Source organism: Bacteroides fragilis NCTC 9343, assembly GCF_000025985.1.
Lineage (GTDB): Bacteria > Bacteroidota > Bacteroidia > Bacteroidales > Bacteroidaceae > Bacteroides > Bacteroides fragilis.
The window spans coordinates 2,928,982-2,949,376 of sequence record NC_003228.3 but is presented as its reverse complement, the minus strand read 5'-3'; the positions used below and the strand labels follow the sequence as shown (position 1 = coordinate 2,949,376).

Annotated in this window: 16 protein-coding genes and 1 tRNA gene; 6 read left to right on the top strand and 11 right to left on the bottom strand. The window is 47.9% G+C overall.

Translation table 11 applies throughout. The features are described 5' to 3' along the window. Positions 1-109 precede the first annotated feature (109 nt). Positions 110-2,548 carry a sensor histidine kinase gene (locus BF9343_RS12045; RefSeq protein WP_010993046.1) on the top strand — a complete coding sequence of 813 codons (2,439 nt, stop codon included), beginning with the start codon at positions 110-112 and terminating at the stop codon, positions 2,546-2,548. Here the strand turns inward: BF9343_RS12045 and BF9343_RS12040 are convergent. The 7 genes from BF9343_RS12040 to BF9343_RS12005 all read right to left on the bottom strand — a co-directional run bounded on the left by BF9343_RS12040 (position 2,511) and on the right by BF9343_RS12005 (position 9,801). Continuing rightward, on the bottom strand, positions 2,511-3,701 hold the full coding sequence (locus BF9343_RS12040) for an ABC transporter permease (protein ID WP_005803622.1): 1,191 nt from the start codon (positions 3,699-3,701) through the stop codon (positions 2,511-2,513). The two genes, BF9343_RS12045 and BF9343_RS12040, sit on opposite strands and share 38 nt — an antisense overlap. Then, positions 3,685-4,857 (bottom strand): ABC transporter permease, encoded by a 1,173-nt coding sequence (locus BF9343_RS12035; protein ID WP_041926229.1) that lies wholly within the window; start codon positions 4,855-4,857, stop codon positions 3,685-3,687. The genes BF9343_RS12040 and BF9343_RS12035 overlap by 17 nt, the downstream gene beginning before the upstream one ends. Positions 4,858-5,000: 143 nt before the next feature. Further along, on the bottom strand, positions 5,001-5,999 hold the full coding sequence (locus BF9343_RS12030) for an HlyD family secretion protein (protein WP_005777960.1): 999 nt from the start codon (positions 5,997-5,999) through the stop codon (positions 5,001-5,003). A 30-nt stretch (positions 6,000-6,029) separates the two neighbouring features. Further along, the gene (locus BF9343_RS12025; RefSeq protein ID WP_371325557.1) at positions 6,030-7,478 is read right to left on the bottom strand and encodes a TolC family protein; all 1,449 of its coding nucleotides are present in this window, start codon (positions 7,476-7,478) and stop codon (positions 6,030-6,032) included. Between the two features lie 127 nt (positions 7,479-7,605). Further along, complete coding sequence (locus BF9343_RS12020) at positions 7,606-7,929, bottom strand: type II toxin-antitoxin system RelE/ParE family toxin (RefSeq protein ID WP_005793605.1); 324 nt, start codon at positions 7,927-7,929, stop codon at positions 7,606-7,608. Next, complete coding sequence (locus BF9343_RS12015) at positions 7,926-8,273, bottom strand: hypothetical protein (RefSeq protein WP_005793606.1); 348 nt, start codon at positions 8,271-8,273, stop codon at positions 7,926-7,928. The genes BF9343_RS12020 and BF9343_RS12015 overlap by 4 nt, the downstream gene beginning before the upstream one ends. Before the next feature lie 736 nt (positions 8,274-9,009). Then, positions 9,010-9,801 (bottom strand): hypothetical protein, encoded by a 792-nt coding sequence (locus BF9343_RS12005; RefSeq protein WP_010993043.1) that lies wholly within the window; start codon positions 9,799-9,801, stop codon positions 9,010-9,012. Positions 9,802-10,420: 619 nt separating this feature from the next. Between BF9343_RS12005 and BF9343_RS12000 the strand changes: the two genes are divergently transcribed. Genes BF9343_RS12000 through cbiB form a run of 3 tightly spaced genes read left to right on the top strand, consistent with a single transcriptional unit; the run spans position 10,421 to position 13,906 of the window. Further along, a complete protein-coding gene (locus BF9343_RS12000) occupies positions 10,421-11,908 on the top strand; it encodes a cobyric acid synthase (RefSeq protein WP_005787973.1) in 1,488 nt (495 codons plus the stop codon). Continuing rightward, the gene (cobD, locus tag BF9343_RS11995; RefSeq protein WP_010993042.1) at positions 11,901-12,914 is read left to right on the top strand and encodes a threonine-phosphate decarboxylase CobD; all 1,014 of its coding nucleotides are present in this window, start codon (positions 11,901-11,903) and stop codon (positions 12,912-12,914) included. The genes BF9343_RS12000 and cobD overlap by 8 nt, the downstream gene beginning before the upstream one ends. Positions 12,915-12,949: 35 nt before the next feature. Then, on the top strand, positions 12,950-13,906 hold the full coding sequence (gene cbiB, locus BF9343_RS11990) for an adenosylcobinamide-phosphate synthase CbiB (protein ID WP_005803605.1): 957 nt from the start codon (positions 12,950-12,952) through the stop codon (positions 13,904-13,906). Here cbiB and cobC read toward each other — a convergent pair. From cobC to cobU, 4 genes are read right to left on the bottom strand one after another with little or no spacing between them, the layout of a single operon-like run. Continuing rightward, a complete protein-coding gene (cobC, locus tag BF9343_RS11985) occupies positions 13,884-14,429 on the bottom strand; it encodes an alpha-ribazole phosphatase (protein WP_010993040.1) in 546 nt (181 codons plus the stop codon). The two genes, cbiB and cobC, sit on opposite strands and share 23 nt — an antisense overlap. Positions 14,430-14,431: 2 nt before the next feature. Next, entirely contained in the window at positions 14,432-15,175 is a 744-nt protein-coding gene (cobS, locus tag BF9343_RS23740) for an adenosylcobinamide-GDP ribazoletransferase (protein WP_010993039.1), read from the bottom strand. 12 nt (positions 15,176-15,187) lie between these two features. Further along, entirely contained in the window at positions 15,188-16,225 is a 1,038-nt protein-coding gene (gene cobT / locus BF9343_RS11975; protein ID WP_005787963.1) for a nicotinate-nucleotide--dimethylbenzimidazole phosphoribosyltransferase, read from the bottom strand. A gap of 22 nt (positions 16,226-16,247) precedes the next feature. Continuing rightward, positions 16,248-16,847, bottom strand: coding sequence for a bifunctional adenosylcobinamide kinase/adenosylcobinamide-phosphate guanylyltransferase (gene cobU / locus BF9343_RS11970; protein WP_005803602.1), 600 nt, complete (start codon positions 16,845-16,847; stop codon positions 16,248-16,250). Between the two features lie 64 nt (positions 16,848-16,911). Here cobU and BF9343_RS11965 point away from each other — a divergent pair. Together BF9343_RS11965 and BF9343_RS11960 are read left to right on the top strand one after the other, a co-directional pair. Next, a tRNA-Gly gene (locus BF9343_RS11965) sits at positions 16,912-16,984 on the top strand. 153 nt (positions 16,985-17,137) lie between these two features. Beyond that, on the top strand, positions 17,138-20,371 hold the full coding sequence (locus BF9343_RS11960) for a S41 family peptidase (RefSeq protein ID WP_010993037.1): 3,234 nt from the start codon (positions 17,138-17,140) through the stop codon (positions 20,369-20,371). Positions 20,372-20,395: the final 24 nt, after the last annotated feature.

Here is a 20,395-nt window from a genome sequence, read left to right as displayed (position 1 = left end):
AACAAGCATCCGTTCCAAATCCTTTCCGGCAGAGGGACAGAGAAGATGATATAAAAACGAAGTGAAAACACTCGGGCAGTAACTGTTTCCCTTCCAAAACAAAGCAAACATGATGATTAGTAAAAATCCTTTGGGCGACATAGCCAAACTAAACAGGATTTGTGCTTCGGCACAGATCGGATGGTGGGAAGTGAACTTCACTACAGGAAAGTGTTTTATTTCGGAAACCCTGCTTAAATCATTGGAAGTCAGTAGTGAATGGTTAGACATTGACGAGTTGATGTCTACCGTACGACAGGATTATCGTAAGCGCATTACGGATGAGTTTACCTCCATACCTCGGAAGGGGGTGTTCGAACAGACCTTTCCTGTGACTTCCGGTCGCGGTAATGTATTCTGGATACATTGTGCGTTGAGCATGGAGGAGGAGAATGAAGAAGGGCAATTGATTGCCACCGGATATGGCCAGCGGATAGAGAGTCCGGAGACACAAGGTTATCAATGTGCATGGAATCAGCGCATCAACAATTTGCTCTATTGCCAGAACTCCATTGCCAACTCGCTCCTGAAACTTTTGAGTAATGATACCGGTGACGAATTGTTTGAAGAAATGCTGGCTGACATTCTGTACTTCTTTAAAGGTGCCCGGGTCTACATCGTGCGCTACAACTGGAAAAACGGAAATCAAAGCTGCCTTTATGAAGTGGCGGCCTGTAACGTGATCACCCTGAAAGAGAAACTACAGAATATCTGTTCGGAAGATGCTCCCTGGTTCTATCAGCAGATACATGCTAATCGTCCCGTTATTTTGAACTCACCCGACGAACTGCCTCCGCTTGCCGTGCGTGATCGCGAAGTACTGGCCGAAAACGGGACAAACTCGATGATGCTGGCACCTCTGATGCGTGAGGAAGGGGTATGGGGATATATGGGTATCGACATCGTAGACGGATACCGGAAGTGGAACAGTGAAGATTATCAATGGTTCTCTTCGCTGGCAAATATCATTAGTATCTGCATGGAGCTGCGCATCATCAAAGAGCGGGTGATGCACAGCGAGAAATTGTTTCACGATATATTCACCAATATTCCGGTGGGTCTCGAACTATATAATAAGGAAGGTGTGTTGCTGGACTGCAATAACCGCAACCTCGAGATATTCGGTGTCGGCGATAAGAGCCGGATCATCGGACTGAACCTGTTTGAAAGTCCCAATATGACCCGGGATATACATGAAAGCCTTCGGGCAGGCCGTCCCGGTACATTCCATCTGAAATACGATTTCGATGAAGAACGCAGGCTTTTTCAGTCGGAGCGAAGAGGGGTGATGGATCTCGACATACGGAGCCTGATGCTTTATGATGCGGAAGACAACCTGTCAAACTACCTGTTGGTCAATATCGATAATACGGAGCGCAACAATGCGCTGAGTAAGGTGCACGACTTTGAGAACTTCTTCTCTATTATCTCTGATTATTCCAAAGTGGGGTATGCCAAAATCAATCTGCTGGATCACACCGGATTCGCCGTCCGCCAGTGGTATCGTAATCTGGGAGAAAGCCATGATACACCTTTGGCGGACATTATCGGTATCTTTTCACACATGCATCCTGATGACCGTAAGTCAGTGCTCGATTTTTATGAAAAGGCGAAAGCGGGTACGGAACGCTTCTTTGACGGTGATCTGCGTATTCGTCCGGCAGATGGTTCGGATCGGTGGAACTGGATACACAAGTCTTCTATGGTGACTGCCTATCAGTCACCCAATCCACGGTTGGAACTGGTAGAGGTGAACTATGATATAACAGTCCAGAAAGAGACGGAAGCGGAGCTTCGGGCCGCACGGGACAAGGCGGAAGAGTCCAATCGGCTGAAGTCTGCTTTCCTGGCAAACATCAGTCATGAAATACGTACGCCGCTGAATGCCATTGTAGGCTTCTCCGATCTTCTGATGACGGTTGACGATCCGGCAGAGCAGGAAGAGTTCCGCCGGACCATACAGAAAAACAATACATTGCTTCTGCAATTGTTTTCGGATATCATCGATCTTTCAAAGATCGATGCGGGATCGTTTGAGTATACGCCGAAACCTGTCTGCCTTTATCAGTTCTGTGCCATGATGGTGCAGAAGATGAGGAACAAGGTGTCCGAAGGAGTCGAACTGCAGATTGACGAGGACTCACCGCTCGATGCCTGGTTCAGTGCCGACAGCGGATATCTGAATCAGGTGGTTACCAACTTTATGAGCAATGCGATTAAGTTTACGCATCGAGGCACCATCACTGTCGGCTATCGGATCGATGCCCGGCAGCAACTTGAAATGTTCGTAGAAGATACAGGTATCGGTATTTCCATTGAAAATCAGGAAGCTGTTTTCGACCGCTTTATGAAAGTGGACAGTTTTGTACAAGGTACCGGGTTGGGGCTTCCCCTGTGCAAAAGCATTATCGAGAAGATGGGCGGACACATTGGCGTAATCTCCGAGTTGGGGAAGGGTTCACGCTTCTGGTTCACGCTTCCAGCTTTTTCTTGTATACCCACACGCTGAGCCCGAAATAGACGATCACCTGTATCCACAGTGTAATGTATTCCGGCTGTATGTCTGCCATATCGGCTCCCATCGAGTTTAGCTTGACGAAAGCAAGCGTGGCGGGTGCGGCCGGGAGGATGTAATGTGCCATGCGCCAATACCATGGCATCAGTTCCAGCGGGTAGGAGACTCCGGACAGGAAAATCAAGCCTACCGAGAAGAAAGCGATCATCAGCAGCGGAGCTTCCGAATCGGTGAAGTAACGCGAGGCTGCCAGCCCGAAGAAAGAGGTCGCCATCAGATAAGGTACCATCATAGCGGTAATGTACAGTCCGTTTCCGATATTGGGAATGCTGAAGAAGTGGGGTAATAATCCCAATAAGAACATGGAGAAGACCGTATAAAGTCCGCAGTACACAAAAGTCTTTCCGGCAACGAGACGCATTGCCCCTCCCCATAGTCCGCTTTTATCCGCTGTTCTGCCCCCCGGAAGCAACGGTTCTGTAGCGCGGTGCTGATACTCGTCACCCGTCAGCATACCGATAACCATCAATAAGGTCTGGAAGATAATGACCATCATGACAGCCGGAATCAGATAAGAACCATACCCCTCGGTGTGGTTATAGAGTGCGGTGCCGGCCACGTTTACGGGCTTGGCCATGGCCACGGCAAGCAGTCCCTGCGGGGGGAGGAATACGGCACCGTCCATGCGATGGGCATCGTTGATGGCAAGGTATACACGTGAAGTGGCTTCTTGCAGCGCTTCAAAATAGAGAAAGGCGTCTGTGGTGGCGTATAGTGAGAATACAGCCTCGCGTCCCTGGAAGACACGGGTCTCAAAATCATGCGGAATGTACAGAATGCCTTGTACCTTGCCCTCTTTCATCCATTCGCGGGCTTCCCGATAGTCCATAGCTTGTGCGTATACGGCTACTTGCGGCGTGGCGTCGAGCCAACGGATGTATTGCCGGCTAAGGCTGCTGTGCGAGTTGTCGACCACTGCCACCGGAGCGTCGGTCACGATATTGGGAGCATACATATAGTTATAGAGCAACCCATAAACAAAGATACCTCCCATCAGTACCAACAGTACGGCATAGCTGGTGCTGATGGCACGAAACTCACGTGCGATGATAAAGGAAATCTGCGAAAGTTTACCGGATGTTTTCATATTTACGACTGATTATGGCTCGTCTGAGGTGCGGAAGCATCGCCAACGCCAATAACGGGAAGATACAGAGTATCACTGCCGAAGGCCATAGGTGGATAAATCCGCCGCCATAGTAGAGCATGGTTTGTGTAATTTCGGTGTAATGGCGCACCGGAAACAGATAAGAGGCGTCGCGCACCAACGGATACATGTTGAGTACCGGAAAGGTGACACCGGATAAAGTAGCTCCCAGCGAGCCGACCATGGATACGATACTGATGATGATTGCCACGGCAGGGAACAGGGAGAAGATGAACAATGCCAGTGCCTGGGTGGCAATGATAAAGAGCACTGTCATGACGTTGAGCAGCAGCCAACTCCCTTGAAAAGGTATATGCAGGATGCCAAACATGACAAAGTTGCCCAATATACCGATCAGGCTGAAGATAAGCGTATAAGGCAACAGCTTGCCCGTAACGGCAACCGTGATGTCGCCGCCCGCCGCCTGCAACCATTGACCGGCTGTACCGAACTTTATTTCGCTTCCTACGGCATATACCGTGATAAGCAGTACCAACACCTGAAAGAGTACAAAAAAGAAAGGCTGGCTCAGGTAGACCGAGTAATCCAGCGACGGGTTATAAATGGGATGATTGTTGGCTTGCACGGGGAGCAGAAAGGTTTCTATCTGCTGTTCGTTCACTCCCAGCGCCACAGCTTTCATCACGATGGGGGAGAGAGCTACGGGTGCGAGCGAGCTTTCGAAGGCGGCCATCAACTCACCTCCCACCGAGAGCAGGGCATAGTGATAATAATAGTTCAGAGTGGCGTCCTGCCCCGATATCATATCCTGTTCAAAGCGGGGAGGGATCGAGAGATAACCATATATTTCTTTCTGCTGTACCGCTTTGCGTGCCTCGGCTTCGTCAACGAAGTGGCGGGTTACCCGGAAGGTGGGTACGGCAGACATCCGCCGGGTAATATCTCTCGAAGTGGCCGTGTTGTCCCGGTCGACAATGCCGATGGGGATATTTTCCATCTGCCCGTTGCCGAATATGGTAGCCATGAAAAAGAGCGTGAACAACGGAAGTACCAGGCAGACACCGAAGTAGAGGCGTCGAGAGGTCATCCGTTGCCACTCACGTTGTATGACACGGGGTATAGGGGAGTGTTGCATAATTAGATTGTCTTTGAGTTTTGATTTACCACAGGGTAGCACAGAGTCCCACAGAGAATATCTTTTCTCTTAAACATCCTGTAAACAAGAGATTAAAACTCTGTGAGTCTCTGTGTCTTCTGTGGTGAATCGTATTCATTTCTCTATTTGATTTCTACCAGTACTGACATTCCCGGACGCAGCCCCTCCACTTTTTTGGTGGGACGAGCATGGATTTCGAATGTCTGTAAATCATAGCTGCCCGTTTGCTTGGTCGATTTCCAGGTAGCAAAACTACCCAGCGGACTGATATAATATATCTTGAACCCAATTCCTTTTTGGGCCAGGGCGGGCACATCCCCAATGAATGTACCTCCCATGCGGAAGTCCGGCATCAGGTCTTCCCTTACGTTCAGTACCACGTGTATATCATCCATCACCACCAGGTTCATGATCGGAGTGCCCGGTGCGACAAGTTCGCCCCGTTTAGGAAAGATGGTTGCTATTTGTCCATCTTCCGGTGCGATCAGGCGGGCATCCACCAGGAGTGATGAAACTTCATCAACCGTGCTGTTGGCCGCATTGACCATCGAGCGGGCCGAGGCTTTATCTTCACTTTGCGCTCCGTCTACAGCCATTTGATATTGCTCGTAAGCAGCCCGTTCGGCCGCTTGTGCGGCTTTGTACATGGCTTCCACTTCATCTTTACGTTGAGAAGTGACTACACTGTCCTTATATAAAGTGAGAATACGGTTGTACGTTGTCCGTGCCAATGTCAGGTCGCTTTGAGTTTTGTTCCATAATTGCTGCGCCGTAGCTATGATCTGCTTGCGGGTTCCGGCGTCAATCTTCTTGTTCTGTTCTACGGCTACTTGTTTCAATGCGTCCACCTGGCGATACTTGGCCTCTACAGTCGGACTGTTGATGACTACCAGCGTATCTCCTTGTTTCACCCACTGGCCTTCTTCAACCAGGAAGGTGTCGATGCGTCCCGGCAGTTTGCCGCTGATGCGAATCTCGGTAGCTTCGGCCTGCCCTTGCAAGACGAGAGGCTGGTGGCGCATGGCAATCATTCCGATGACGGTGAAGAGTGCTACTGCCACAAGTACAACGATGAATGCGATACTTAAGGTTCTGCCTTTTTTAGATTCTGAATTCTCCATCTCTTATTATTGTTTTATTGGTTACTCCGTTCATTCGATTTCTATTTCATTTCTTCTGTTCTCCGTAATGGGAAGAGAGGTGACGTCCTTCATGCTTCCGAACTGTTCCGGTATTCCGCACAGTGCCAGCAGATTCATCAGCGTCACGTCATATTCGTAGTAGGCCGCCAGTCTGGCTACTTTTGTTTTCGAAAGTAAGGTTTCTGCGTCTACTACCTCTGTCGAAGTGGCCATTCCTTCGGCGAAGGCTTTTTTCCGCATCCGTACCAGTTCTTCACTCAGTTCGATGGTGGTGTTCAGCGCCCGTACGTTGTCGAGTGCCTTTTGCAGGCCGGTGTATAGTTTGTCTACCCCGACGGACAGGTCGTCACGCGCTTTCTCCTGTCCCAGTGCAAGGGTTTGTTGTGTCAGGCGTGATTGCCGGATTCGCTTCTCCCGTTCCAGTCCGTCGAAAAGGTTCCAGGTGAAGCCTACCCCGATCATGGTGCGGGGCAACAGGTTGCTCTGTATGCCATGTGAATAAAGAGTTTGTTTGCCGAAAAGAGCGATATTGGGCAGATAGCCACTCTGGTCGATGCGGACCTGCTGCTTGGCCATGTGTTCTTGAAGACTCAGTTGGTTGAGCAGATAGTTGCTGATGCCCACTACCTGCATAAACTCCATCTTCGGAGGAAGAGTATCGTTGATAAACAAGGGAGAGGAAGGTGAGATGTCTCCGCTCGTCTCCAGATTCAGCAAGGTCTTGAGGGTGCGTTGCACCACGGCCTCTTCCTTGCGGGCGGCTTCCAGTTCACGCAGTGCTTCGTCCATGTTGACTTGGGCAAAGAGGCGTGCCGCTTTATCTATCATACCGGTGGACTCCAGTTTCAATGCGTTCTCGTAATGCAGCTTCAGTGCTTTGTACGATTCCAGGCGGACACCGACAATTTCTTGTGCCAGGCGCAATCCGTAGTAGCTTTCGGCAAGCAGTGTTCGTTGGGTGGCATCGGTCTGTGCCCGGTTCTCACGGGCAAGGTCTATCATCGTATTGCCTATCTTAGTGGCATGAATACGTTTGCCTCCGGCGAACAATACCCATTCGGCGGTCAGGTCGACAGTGGTCAGGTTGCGCGGTGCCAACGGAAAGATGAGGGTGTTCGTTCCGATTTGATCGAGTATGGACGATATGATTTTATCGTCCGGCAAGATGGAATGTACGAAGTCTTTGGCCGGATCGGTGAATTGAGAAAGCGGTTGCTTCACTTCTATCTTCTCCGAAAGGTGTACAAATGCTCCGGTCGATTGCAGGCTGGGCATCCAGAAAGCATTCAGCTTCCCACGTTCGGCACGGGCTATGTCGATGCCTTTGTCGGCTATCTTCAGGCTTTGGTTGCCTTTGTGCAGCAGTTGCAGCGCCTCGTTAAAGCTAAGCTGATGTTGCGAAGTTTCCTGCGTGGGAGGGAGGCTCTGCGCCGCGACGGTGTTGTTGTATAAGAGCATTCCTGCCGCTATCATCAGTGCGACGGGTATTTTCTTTTTTTCCATACGTCTGTTACGGTTTAGGTTTATGAGTCCTTGTAACAGACGAGGGGGGAGGTTTGTTCAGAAGATAAAAGGAATGCCGTCTTTATAATCCGACTTCTCTGTTCAACTTAGAAGGATGTTGGTGTGTATGAAACAAAGTTACGATGAATATGGTTTCTTCCTTTTCGTCTACATAATATATAATTTTATAAGGATTTACGAGTAAATATCGGCAGCTAATCTGTTTTTCTTTGGCAAGTATCAGTTCTACAGGTCCTCGGAATGGGTTATTGATTAATTGCAACGTTTTTTGCTCAATGGTTCTTGCCAGGCGATCGGCTGCTTTGTTGCCAAACTCTTGTTGGCTGTATTCTAGAATTTCAATAACTCTTTTTTGTGCTCGAATTGTCCATGCTATCTTCATCATAATAGATAGTGTTTAAAAGTAGTGTGCATTTCTTGGCTACTGATTGTTTGTCCTTGTTGTATTTCATCTATTGCTTGTTCTATTTCTTCTTTAATTTCATCTTCTGTGAGTTGGCAAGGGACTGTTTTTTTAACAACAGTTTTTTCTTTCAAACCGAGTACATCGTGAAGTTTCTGTTTCACTTTATCGATGATTTCTTTACTGTCTATGTTGGCAATAGTCCGGATCAGTTCTGCTTTTTCTGCTTCTAATTCGAGATAAGCCATACTATTGTAAGCTACTGTCGGCTCGGACAGTCGGGTGGTTTCCTCTTCTGGTTGCTTGTATTTTTCAGGCTCTTTCATAATACATCTTGTTTCTTTTAGTACAAATACAAAGATAATAAATTAATTGATAGCGAATGATATTTATCTGTGTAAATCAGCGTAATCTGTGGTGAAGTTCATTATAACATATTCGTTTGTCAAATTGGTACCTTATAAAATGTTTTCTGGATCAAAAAGACAGGTAATGGCATTTTCTGCTAACTATCCCTTTTTGTTTTCTTACCCATATAGGGGAGAATGTCCCGGAACTTTCTGCTTCTTTGCCCGGAAAACCGGGCTTGGGAAGGGGAAGAGTCTGTGTTTTCACTTCGAAGAGCCGATATTTCGACCAAAAGAAGTAAGCATTTACTCCGAAAGACGGTTGTGTTTTTCAAAAATGAATAAGAGTTTTGCCCAATATCTCTATATGTTTTCTTCCATTACATATATTGTTCTTATTTGGGAGTGAAAACAGTGATCCTATTTCTCTGGTTGCTCTCGTAGAGTGATAGGTTGATGATTGATAAAAATGTGATATTTTATTGGTTTTTGTTTCTGTTGTTAAACGATAATGCAAAGTAGGTATCCTTTTGTCCTCGTAATTGATGTATTGGTCTCTAACGGTATTTTCTTGATGCGAAAATACGGCGATTTTAGCCCATCCTTGGTACTTTGTACGGGAAAAAGCGAATCTGAAGCGTTTGGATTATCATTTTGATAAAAGGGTATTTTGTATCTGTTTCAATTCCCTTCGGGATACTCGGTTCTATCTTTTTTATATTACCAGTGCAGCGATCTCTGGTGACAGCTCGATGTTTCCGTCTTTGCGGACAATGATGAAGTTGGCATCCCTTAGTGCGTTCATCACACTCTTATACGTAACCAGTCCCATACCCTTGAAGCGTCTCAGGCTTTGCCATCCGTTCTGGGTGGCGTATTGTAGAAGGTCGCGTACTGTCCTGAATCCCATCTCTCCATATAAAACATTATAGGCATGCGCGCCGACAAGGTTTGATAGGGGAGTATTTACGGGTGTGACCGTATTGCATTTATCGAACATCAGTTCCATCGTCCGACTGCGAAATGTGGCGATTCGTCCCTTATGTTCACCCAGAGTCCGGAGGATGGAACTATAGCAAGTCGCCACTTGTGCATACGTCATTTTGTTACGTTTCGCCACCCGTGCGATGGGTTCGCCACTGGAGACGGAAAGGAATATTTCCCGTTCATGATCGTCTGTAATCAACTGGCCGAGTTCCTGAATGAGGATATGAAAAAGCGGTTGGTGTAGTTTCTGGGTTTTCAATAGAAATAGTTCGTCGTCACATTGTGAGAGGAGTACTTCACGTTCCAGTTCCTTTTCTTTGATAATCTTTTCCAGATAGTTCTCACCTAAATCTTTGGTCTGGTGAACATCAAGATATTGGGTCAGGCTTTCGTCATCAATCATTAGGACGTTCTCTATCCTCGATGAAGCGATATATCCCAAGTTTGCCCATGTGCGGAGGTCGGATTCGGCAATACCGCGTTTCTCCGACAGTTGTTTGAGGGTTATCCAGTTAGCCATGCCTGCCCCTCCTTGTTACTTCTTTGATTGGTCTGTTCATACCTTTCTGATTATTATGAACGTCCACATCCTTATGTATACCTTATATATATAAGAAGTCGGGCGCTGAGTTCATATTTACGCGGAAAGAGGTAGTACCAATACCTAGAACTTCATAAATATGTTCACACGCCCGACCCTACGTCGCACGTATGAAACTGATTTATTGAAGTTCTTGTTTTTATGCATTAATTAAATTTGGTACTTTTCTTTCCGCACAAAACGTTTCAATATGCCGCATTTCTCTTCGGCTTTCAAGTGACAAAGATAAAGAATCTTGTGGGAATAGCAAAGAATGTGACAAGAAAGTTGAGACTGTTATAACTTCCGCATGGAGGCACACTGCATGGATTGGAGATGTGTCATTATCCACCACAGAGTGACACAGAGTTCCATGGAGCAAACTTAATCTGTTGATAACTAATGATACTTATCTGTATAAATCTGTTGTGAATACGAGTTTCGACATACCCCCTCTCTGTGTTACTCTGTGCTCTCTGTGGTGAGTTTTTGATACGCCCACTTGCTCTCCCCGAATATTTTCACTAAGTTTGTCGCCCATTAACGTGACAAACACGATATGAATAAGAACTTACACCCTTTGATGCTGGCCGGAACCGGTAGCGATGTAGGCAAAAGCATCATTGCCGCAGCTTTCTGCCGTATATTTCTGCAAGACGGTTATCATCCGGCACCATTCAAAGCACAAAACATGGCATTGAACTCTTATGCCACTCCCGAAGGACTTGAAATAGGAAGGGCGCAAGCCGTGCAGGCCGAGGCCGCAGGTGTGCCTTGCCATACGGATATGAACCCGTTGCTTCTGAAACCATCGTCCGATCATACTTCACAGGTGGTGCTCAACGGACGTCCCATCGGCAATCGGAATGCTTACGAATATTTCCGCCGTGAAGGGCGGGAGGAATTGCGAAAAGAGGTTCATGCCGCATTCGACCGTTTGGCTGCCCGATATAATCCGGTAGTGATGGAGGGAGCGGGGAGTATCTCCGAGATCAATCTTCGTGACAGCGATCTGGTGAATCTGCCCATGGCCATGCATGCCGGGGCAGATGTGATTCTCGTGGCTGATATAGACCGTGGAGGAGTGTTTGCCAGTGTTTACGGTTCGGTGATGCTGCTTCGGCCGGAAGAGCGGAAGCATATCAAGGGGATATTGATTAATAAATTCCGTGGAGATATCCGCCTTTTCGAGTCGGGGGTAAAGATGCTGGAAGATCTTTGTGGTGTTCCGGTGGTTGGGGTGGTGCCCTACTATAAAGATATCTATATTGAGGAAGAAGACTCGGTGATGCTTCAGACCAAGAATATCCGTGCCGGACAAGGCAAAGTGAATGTGGCTGTCGTGTTGCTTCGTCATTTAAGCAATTTCACCGACTTCAATGTCTTGGAGCGCGATCCGCGTGTACACCTGTTCTACACCAACAATACGGACGAGTTGATGAAAGCGGATATCATCCTGTTGCCCGGTTCGAAAAGCACTTTGTCCGATCTGTATGAGTTGCGCCGCAACGGAGTGGCGCAGGCCATCGTCCGTGCTCACCGCGAAGGTGCCACGGTAATGGGCATTTGTGGAGGTTACCAACTGATGGGTAGGGAGGTTTGCGATCCCGATCATGTGGAAGGCGAGATAGAACGCTTGCCGGGATTGGGGTTACTGCCTGTCAGCACCCGCATGCAGGGAGAGAAGGTTACCCGCCAGGTACGGTTTCGTTTTCTTGAAGACAGCGCTGTCTGCGAAGGATACGAAATACACATGGGAACGACCACGCCCCTTGCGGATGTTCCTGTTTCTCCACTCAACCATCTGGCGGACGGAAGGGAGGATGGGTATTTTGTAGACCGCACCTGCATGGGAACATACGTACATGGCATTCTCGACAATCCTTCAGTTATCGATTACCTGCTGGAGCCTTTCGCCGATAAACTGAAAGAGACGGCTTTTGATTACAAAGCATTTAAAGAAGAACAATACGATAAACTGGCAGCCCATGTCCGTAAGCACGTCGACTTGCCGCTTATCTATCAAATATTGACAGACAATGATTGAAGGACACGGAGACGATTCTTATAAATACCGCCACCCGATACGGAGCAATTTCAGTTCCAACGTATATAATAAGGTGAACCTCGACGGACTGCGTGCACATTTGTGCGGGCGCATCTCTGCCATATCCGCTTATCCCGAACCGGAACCTTATACGCTGGAGGCCCGTCTGGCGGACCGCCACGCTCTGCCTGCCGCTTCGGTTTGCGTGACGAATGGTGCTACGGAAGCCATTTATCTGATAGCGCAGACCTTTCGGGGAACGAACACGGCCATTCTGATGCCTACGTTTAGTGAGTATGCCGATGCCTGCCGCATGCATGGGCACAAGGTCACATCGCTGTACACACTCGATGCAGTGCCGGAGGACGTGCGTATGGTCTGGCTTTGCAATCCGAACAACCCGACCGGAGAGGTGCGTGATAAGAAGTATCTGACGGAACTGATCGCAAAGCATCCCCGGGTCTGTTTCGTGATCGATCAGTCATACGAGTATTTCACGCTGAAAGAGCTTTTTACGGCGCAGGAAGCTGCCGGATTTCCCAATGTGATCCTTCTACATTCGATGACCAAACGCTATGCCATTCCGGGACTTCGGTTGGGGTATGTCACTGCGCATCCCGGACTGATAGGGCGTCTGCGTACGAACCGGATGCCCTGGTCGGTCAATCAGCTTGCCATCGAAGCAGGACTCTACCTGCTTTCCGAAGGCATCCCGGCCGGTCTCTCCATGAAAGATTATCTGGCGGAATGTGCCCGCCTGAAAAGTTCGCTTGAGGCGATAGGCGGGTTAGAGGTCTGGCCTACCGATACTCACTTTATGCTGGTGTGCCTGCGTTTCGGAAAAGCTGCTGCTTTAAAGGAATATCTGGCCCGTGAAGAAGGGATTCTGATTCGGGATGCTTCCAACTTCGAAGGGCTGGACGAACGTTTCTTCCGCATTGCCACCCAGACACCGGAAGAGAATGACGAACTGGTGGGAGCGATTGCGAAGTGGATGGCGGAGTAATGACTGACTGATAGGATAGAGAAAGTATGGATGGAATGTTCTTTTGGTATATTAGCCTTGTGTATTTTTGCAGGTTGTTTCCGTTACCGTTAGCCTGGTTGTTCGATCGCTGGCAAGGCGATCCGTCCTGGTTGCCGCATCCTGTGGTAGGATTCGGTAAACTGATAGCTTGGGGAGAGAAGTGTCTGAATGCGGGGAGGGCCCGCGTTTGGAAAGGGGGAATGATGTCGGTAGCATTGATTGCGGGAGTCTACTTTTTTACCTTCCTCTTTTTTAAAGTGATCGGAGAGTATTCCATCATACTGACAGCGCTGATACAAACACTGCTGATCTTTTGTTGCCTGGCAGGTACAACCCTGATACGTGAGGTCCGGATGGTCTTCGAAGCCGTAGACCGTTCATTGGACGAGGGGCGTAAACAAGTGGCCCGCATTGTGGGACGGGATACTTCTGCACTATCTGCACAAGAGGTGCGTACCGCAGCTTTGGAGACTTTAGCCGAAAATCTGAGTGATGGGGTAATTGCACCACTTTTTTGGTATGCAGTGTTGGGAGTGCCCGGCATGATGGCGTACAAGATGGTGAATACACTTGACTCTATGATCGGTTACCGCAACGAGCGTTACCGTCAATTCGGCTGTATAGCGGCCCGGATCGATGATGTTGCCAATTATATTCCTGCTCGCCTGACGGCTTTGTTGATGATCCTCGTCAGCGGACGGTTTTCTTTGCTCAGGTTCGTGGGTAAATATGGCAGCCGGCACGCCAGTCCAAACTCCGGTTATCCCGAAGCTGCTTTGGCCGGTATTCTGAATTGCCGTTTCGGCGGGCCCCACTATTATTTCGGTGAAGAGGTGTGGAAGCCTTTTATAGGCAACAACGAACGGGCATTGACAACCGAGGATATGAAGAAAGCCGTCTGTGTCAATCGGCAGGCAGAGGTACTGATGGTTGTGTTAGTGTGGCTGACTATTCTTCTGTCTTTGAGTTAAGTTGCAGCCGGACCACTCCGCCGTAAGGTGTCAGTGCGTCAAAAGCGTCTTCCATTCTCAGTATCCCTGCATAGATTTGTGCACAAATCAGCACCCCTCCATGTGCAAAGACGGCTATGCGTTTATACTCTTTTCCACTCACTTCATTCAGGAACTCCGATACCCGTTGAAGCTGCATCATAAAAGACTCTCCGCCTGTAGCCGCTACATGGAAGTAGTCGTTATACCACTCCTCCAGTCGCGGATCACATATTTTATCAAACTCCTGCATCTCCCATTCACCGAAGTTCAGCTCTTTCAGCCGGGCATCACGAATGGCATCCGGATAACCGCAGTGGTCTGCCAGGCGGGTACAACGACTCAGCGGGCTTGTGAATACGGCATCAAATACGTCGTTCTGTAGTTGTTGAGCCGTAATTGAGGCTTCTTCTTCAAAACTATCTCGCAAAGGTACATTAGTCTGGCCATAACAGACTCCTTTAGGAACATCGACAGAGGTATGGCGGATTAATATGACTTCCATGACTATATAAACATTAGTATAACTATTCCCAGGTAGAAAGACAGTTCGCTTAGAAGAAACAGTGCTCCGCAACAGTCGCCGGTATAACCTTGCAACTTCCGTTTCATCAGTGTGCAAAGCAGATACAGCATGATCAGCGGAAGTACGATAGCCATCCAGTATCGGTACGGTAGCAGGAGTGCTGAAGGAAGTATACCGCATAACAGACCGAAAGCAAATTCTCCGCCTGACATTCTGTTATATACTACTTTGGCCTTGCTTTCTTCTTCTTTCCGTGCGTAAGGCAGGAAGTTGATGATTTGTGATGAGGTCAGCTTGCTTATCGTGTCGCCTGCAATCAATGTAATACATGCGAAGGAGAGGGGGAGCGACATCAAAAGACTCCATAGAAGAAGGAAGTAGAAAATCAACCCGATGACACCGTAGCTGCCGATATGCGAATCTTTCATGATGGAAAGAATCCGCTCCCGGTTCGTACCTCCTCCGAATCCATCGAAGAAATCCGCCAACCCGTCTTCGTGTAGGGCACCGGTGATCAATAACCGGGCGGCAAGTGCCAACAATACGGCAACGGAGAAGGGGAGGATCTGTGCGCTCAACCAAAGTACCCCTGCCATGATGCTGCCCGTGAGCCATCCGGACAAAGGCCAGTAAGGCACAACGTGTTTAAAACATTCTGCCGGAACTTCGCGGATACGCCAGAAGGGGAGGCGGGTAAAAAAGATAAATGCTGCTAATATATTCATCGGCAAATCTTATTAGAAATATTTGGTGATGGCTGCATGTGCAAAGTTGTCCATCTCGTTGATCATCCGTACGGCAGAGTCAATGATAGGATAGGAGCAGATGGCTCCGGTTCCTTCTCCGAGACGTAAACCCAGATTCAGTAATGGCTTGGCTCCCATGGCATCGAGTACCAGCTTATGTCCGGCTTCATCTCCCTGATGACCGAAGATGGCATAATGCAATACCTCAGGGTAAAGTTGGGAGGCTGCAAGGATGCAGTTTGTCATGATGAATCCGTCTACCAGGATAATCATCTTTAACTCGGCTGCCTGAAGCATGGCGCCTATTGCCATTACCATTTCCAGTCCGCCGAAATAGCGGATCAGGTCGTGTGCGCTTCCGTCTCCCTGATAATGGTCCAGTGCCTGCTGCAATACATTATATTTATGACGGACGCCTGCATTGTCGAGTCCGCTGCCTGCTCCGACACACAGTTCGAGAGGAATATGGGTGAAGCATGTCATCCACATGGAAGACGAAGAAGTGTTGCCGATACCCATTTCGCCCAAAGAAAGCACATTGCACCCTTCGGCATGACACTGACGGACTACTTCCGCTCCGCGCTCGATGCACAAATTCATTTCTTCTTCTGTCATGGCTGCCTCGTACAGATAGTTACGCGAGCTTTTGCGTACCTTCATGTTGATGATTCCTTTCTCGTATGGGAGGTCGTAATCCACTCCGGCATCTACAATCTTCAACTCGAATCCGTGCTGGCGGCAAAGGAAGTTGACACCTGCCCCTCCGTGAAGAAAATTGCTGATTTGTTGCCAGGTGATCTCTTTGGGAGAGAGGCTGACTCCCTCGTCGACAATGCCATGATCGGCTGCGAATATGATATTTTGAGGATGTCTCAGCTCGGGAGTAAGTGTTTGCTGGATAAGCCCGATCTGCAAGGCCAGTTCTTCAAGTGTTCCCAGAGAGCCTTTGGGCTTGGTCAGATTATTTATTTTATCGGTCAGTGCTTCCCGGATGGTTTCGTCCGGTCTGGTGATTTGAAATGTTTTCATTTTATAAGGGTTATTCTATCATTTACTTTTCGTCTTTTACTTTCACAGGAATCCCCGATACCATTAGTATTACCCGATTGGCCCGGGAGGCTATATACTGGTTCATCCATCCTTGCATGTCAGTGAACTTTCGTTGTATCAGGTTTTCTGAAGTTCCTCCCATGCCGATTTCGTTGGTGACAAAAATAAAGGTCGCGTCCTGTTGTGTCAGTCGGTCAAACTCGGCTTTAACAGCAGTCAGTGCCTTGTCGGTGTCTGCTTCGAGATCAAAGAAATAATTGGTGCACCAGAGGGTTACACAATCGATCAGCACTACACGCCCCTCCAAAGTGTGGCGGCTCAATTCTTTTTCTTCCTCTATATTGGTCCATTCCGGTCCGCGGTTGGCTTGATGGCGCAATACCCTTTGACGAAATTCTTCGTCCCAGATACGTGAGGTGGCCAAGTAAACCGGATTAGGAGAGAGGGATAGCGCCAGGCGTTCGGCATGGCTGCTTTTGCCCGAACGGGCTCCTCCGGTGATGAGTATGATCTGTTTCATGAATCTATCTGTGTATTTTCGGTTAGCAAATGTACGGTAATATTTTATATTTTCATTCCCGGATGCAAAATATTGTGCCATTGCTATGGGTATTTCGGAAACAATATTTATCTTTGCATGGCTTTACAAAATAAAAGCAACACATGCGGTAGTAGCTCAGTTGGCAGAGCGGCGGCTTCCCAAGCCGCAGGTCACGAGTTCGACCCTCGCCTACCGCTCAAAAGTTTATCTCCTCAACTAAAATAGAATATCGCAGATTTCTCCAGTCTTTTTGTAGGAAAAGAATGATGGATCTGCGGTTTTTTTATGTATTTCTTCTGTCACTCTTTGTTCTTTTCTTACCTTTGTGAATCAATTTAATAGATAATCACATGAACAAGAAACTAATCCTATCTATTTTCGTTCTGGCAGGTGCTCCTATGCTGCTGTCGGCTGCAGGAGAAGCACGGTTGTTGCGTTTCCCCGCTACGAACGGAAATGAGATCGTATTTTCGTATGCGGGCGATTTGTATAAAGTGCCTGCTTCGGGAGGTGAAGCACAACGCCTGACTTCCCATGTGGGATACGAAATGTTTCCCCGGTTTTCTCCGGACGGCAAAACGATTGCATTCACCGGGCAGTATGATGGAAATACAGAAGTGTATACCATGCCTGCAACGGGTGGCGAACCACTACGGATAACCTACACGGCTACCAATAGCCGTGACGACTTGGGTGACCGTATGGGACCTAACAACATTGTTATGACATGGACTCCGGACGGACAACGTATCGTGTATCGTAATCGCATCAGCGACGGATTCTCCGGTAAACTCTTTACAGTAGACAAAGAAGGCGGATTGTCAGAAGTCATTCCTCTTCCCGAGGGAGGCTTTTGCAGCTATTCACCGGACGGAAAACAATTGGCATACAACCGGGTGATGCGCGAATTTCGTACCTGGAAGTATTATAAAGGCGGTATGGCCGATGACATCTGGGTGTATAATCCGGGAAACAAAACAGTGGAGAATGTTACCAATAATGTAGCTCAGGACATTTTTCCGATGTGGATTGGCGATGAAATCTTTTTCCTTTCCGACCGTGACCGTATCATGAATATCTTCGCATACAATACGAAGACCAAACAGACTGTAAAGGTGACGAACTTCACTGAGTATGATGTGAAATTCCCAAGCGTCCATGGCAATACCATCGTTTTTGAAAACGGCGGATATATTTATAAGATGGATGCTGCGGCCCGGAAAGCTGAAAAGGTAAACATTACACTGGCTTCTGATAATATCTATGCCCGCACCGATTTGAAAGAGGGAGCGAATTATGTGACTGCGGCCAGCCTTTCACCGGATGGAGCACGGATGGTAGTGACAAGCCGGGGTGAAGTATTCAATCTGCCGGTAGAGAAAGGGGTTACAAAAAATATAACTCGTTCGCCGGGAGCTCACGATCGTGATGCACAGTGGTCACCGGACGGAACACAGATTGCTTATATCTCTGATGCCACAGGGGAAACCGAACTTTATCTGCAGAATGCGGCAGGTGGCGAACCGATGCAGTTAACTCATAAGAACGATACATATATCCGTGACTTTAAATGGAGTCCGGATTCTAAGAAGATAGTGTATATGGATCGTAAGAACCGAGTTAATCTGCTGGATGTGGCTTCCGGGAAAGTTTCTTTATTATTGCAAGATCCGGTGGGAGTGCCGGGTGGAGTTACTTTCTCTCCGGACAGTGAATGGTTGACTTATACACGGATGGGTAAAAATGAAATCAATGTCGTATATGTCTACAACATTGCGGAAAAGAAAGAATATCCGGTGACCGACAAATGGTATAACTCTTCTTCTCCGGTGTTCAGTGCCGACGGAAAGTATCTGATATTCTCTTCTGCCCGTGATTTTAACCCGACTTACGGATCATTGGAATGGAACCATGTATATAATAATATGTATGGTGTGTACATCGCTTTGCTGTCTAAGGATACATCGTCTCCTTTCATGCAGAAAGATGCGGAAGTGGCTGTATCGAATGCTACCCCCAAAAGCGGGGATAAGAAACCGGCAGATAAGAAGGAAGTGGCCGATGCTTCGTTGGTGAAATTCGATCCGGATGGCATTACCGATCGCATCGTTCGCTTGCCCTTGTCTCCGTCTTATTATGGTAACTTCTATTCCGATGGCAACAAGGTGTACTACTGGGGACGCGGTGGTACGAAAATGTATGACTTGGCAAGTCAGAAAGAGGAATCGATTGCCGATGGAGCTTCGATGGATGTTACTTACGATGGTAAGAAGGCACTTTTCTTTAAAGGCCGTCAAATTTATGTGACCAATCTTCCTTCGGGTAAGACAGAACTGACCGCTCCGGTCGATTTAAGCAATATGAAGATTACTGTGGATTATCCGAAAGAGTGGGCACAAATCTTTGATGAAGCTTGGCGTGCCTATCGTGACGGATTCTATCAGGAGAGCATGCACGGTGTAGATTGGAAAGCAATTAAAGAAAAATATGCGGTCTTGCTGCCTTACGTTAAAACTCGTTTAGACCTGAATTACATTATCGGTGAGATGATAGGTGAATTGAACTGTGGGCATGCTTATGTCAATCCGGGAGAAACGGAACAGCCCAAACGGATCAATACCGGCCTGCTTGGTGCGGAAATAACTCGCGACAAGAGTGGCTTTTTCCGTCTGGAGAAGATATTCCCCGGAGCATCTTGGAGCAAAGAACTGCGCTCTCCGCTTACGGAACCGGGTGTTGATGTGAAAGTGGGAGAGTACATCGTAGCTATTGACGGTGTGCCGACTAATACAGTTAAAGATATGTATTCTTTACTGGTGGGTAAAGCAGAGATACCTACTGAAATTTCGCTGAATGTCAAACCTCAGCTTTCCGGAGCACGTAAGGTTGTGATCAGTCCGCTTGCCAATGAATATCCTTTGATACATTACAATTGGGTACAGGATAATATAAAGAAGGTGGACCAGGCTTCCAACGGACGTATCGGATATATTTATATTCCGGATATGGGGCCGGAAGGCTTGAACGAGTTTGCCCGCTATTTCTATCCGCAACTTGATAAAGAAGGGTTGATTATCGATGATCGTGCCAATGGTGGAGGTAATGTTTCACCAATGATTTTGGAACGTCTTTCCCGTGAACCTTATCGTCTGACTATGGGTAGAGGTACCAGCCATGTGGGAACAGTGCCTGATGCTGTACAGGTGGGACCGAAGGTTTGTTTGATTAATAAATACTCCGCTTCAGATGGCGACCTGTTCCCGTGGGGCTTCCGCGCACTTGGCTTGGGTAAGTTGATAGGAACTCGTACCTGGGGAGGCATTGTGGGTATCAGCGGATCATTGCCATACATGGATGGTACGGACATACGTGTGCCATTCTTTACGAGCTATGACCCGAAGACCGGGAAATGGATTATTGAGAACCATGGAGTAGATCCGGATATTTTGATTGACAATGATCCGGTGAAGGAGTGGAATGGAGAAGACCAGCAACTGAACAGAGCCATCGAAGAGGTTATGAAACAGCTTAAAGATCGTAAACCGTTGCCTCCGGTACCTGCTCCGAGAGATTTTAGTAAATAAACTTATAAGCCTTTGTAGCAAAAG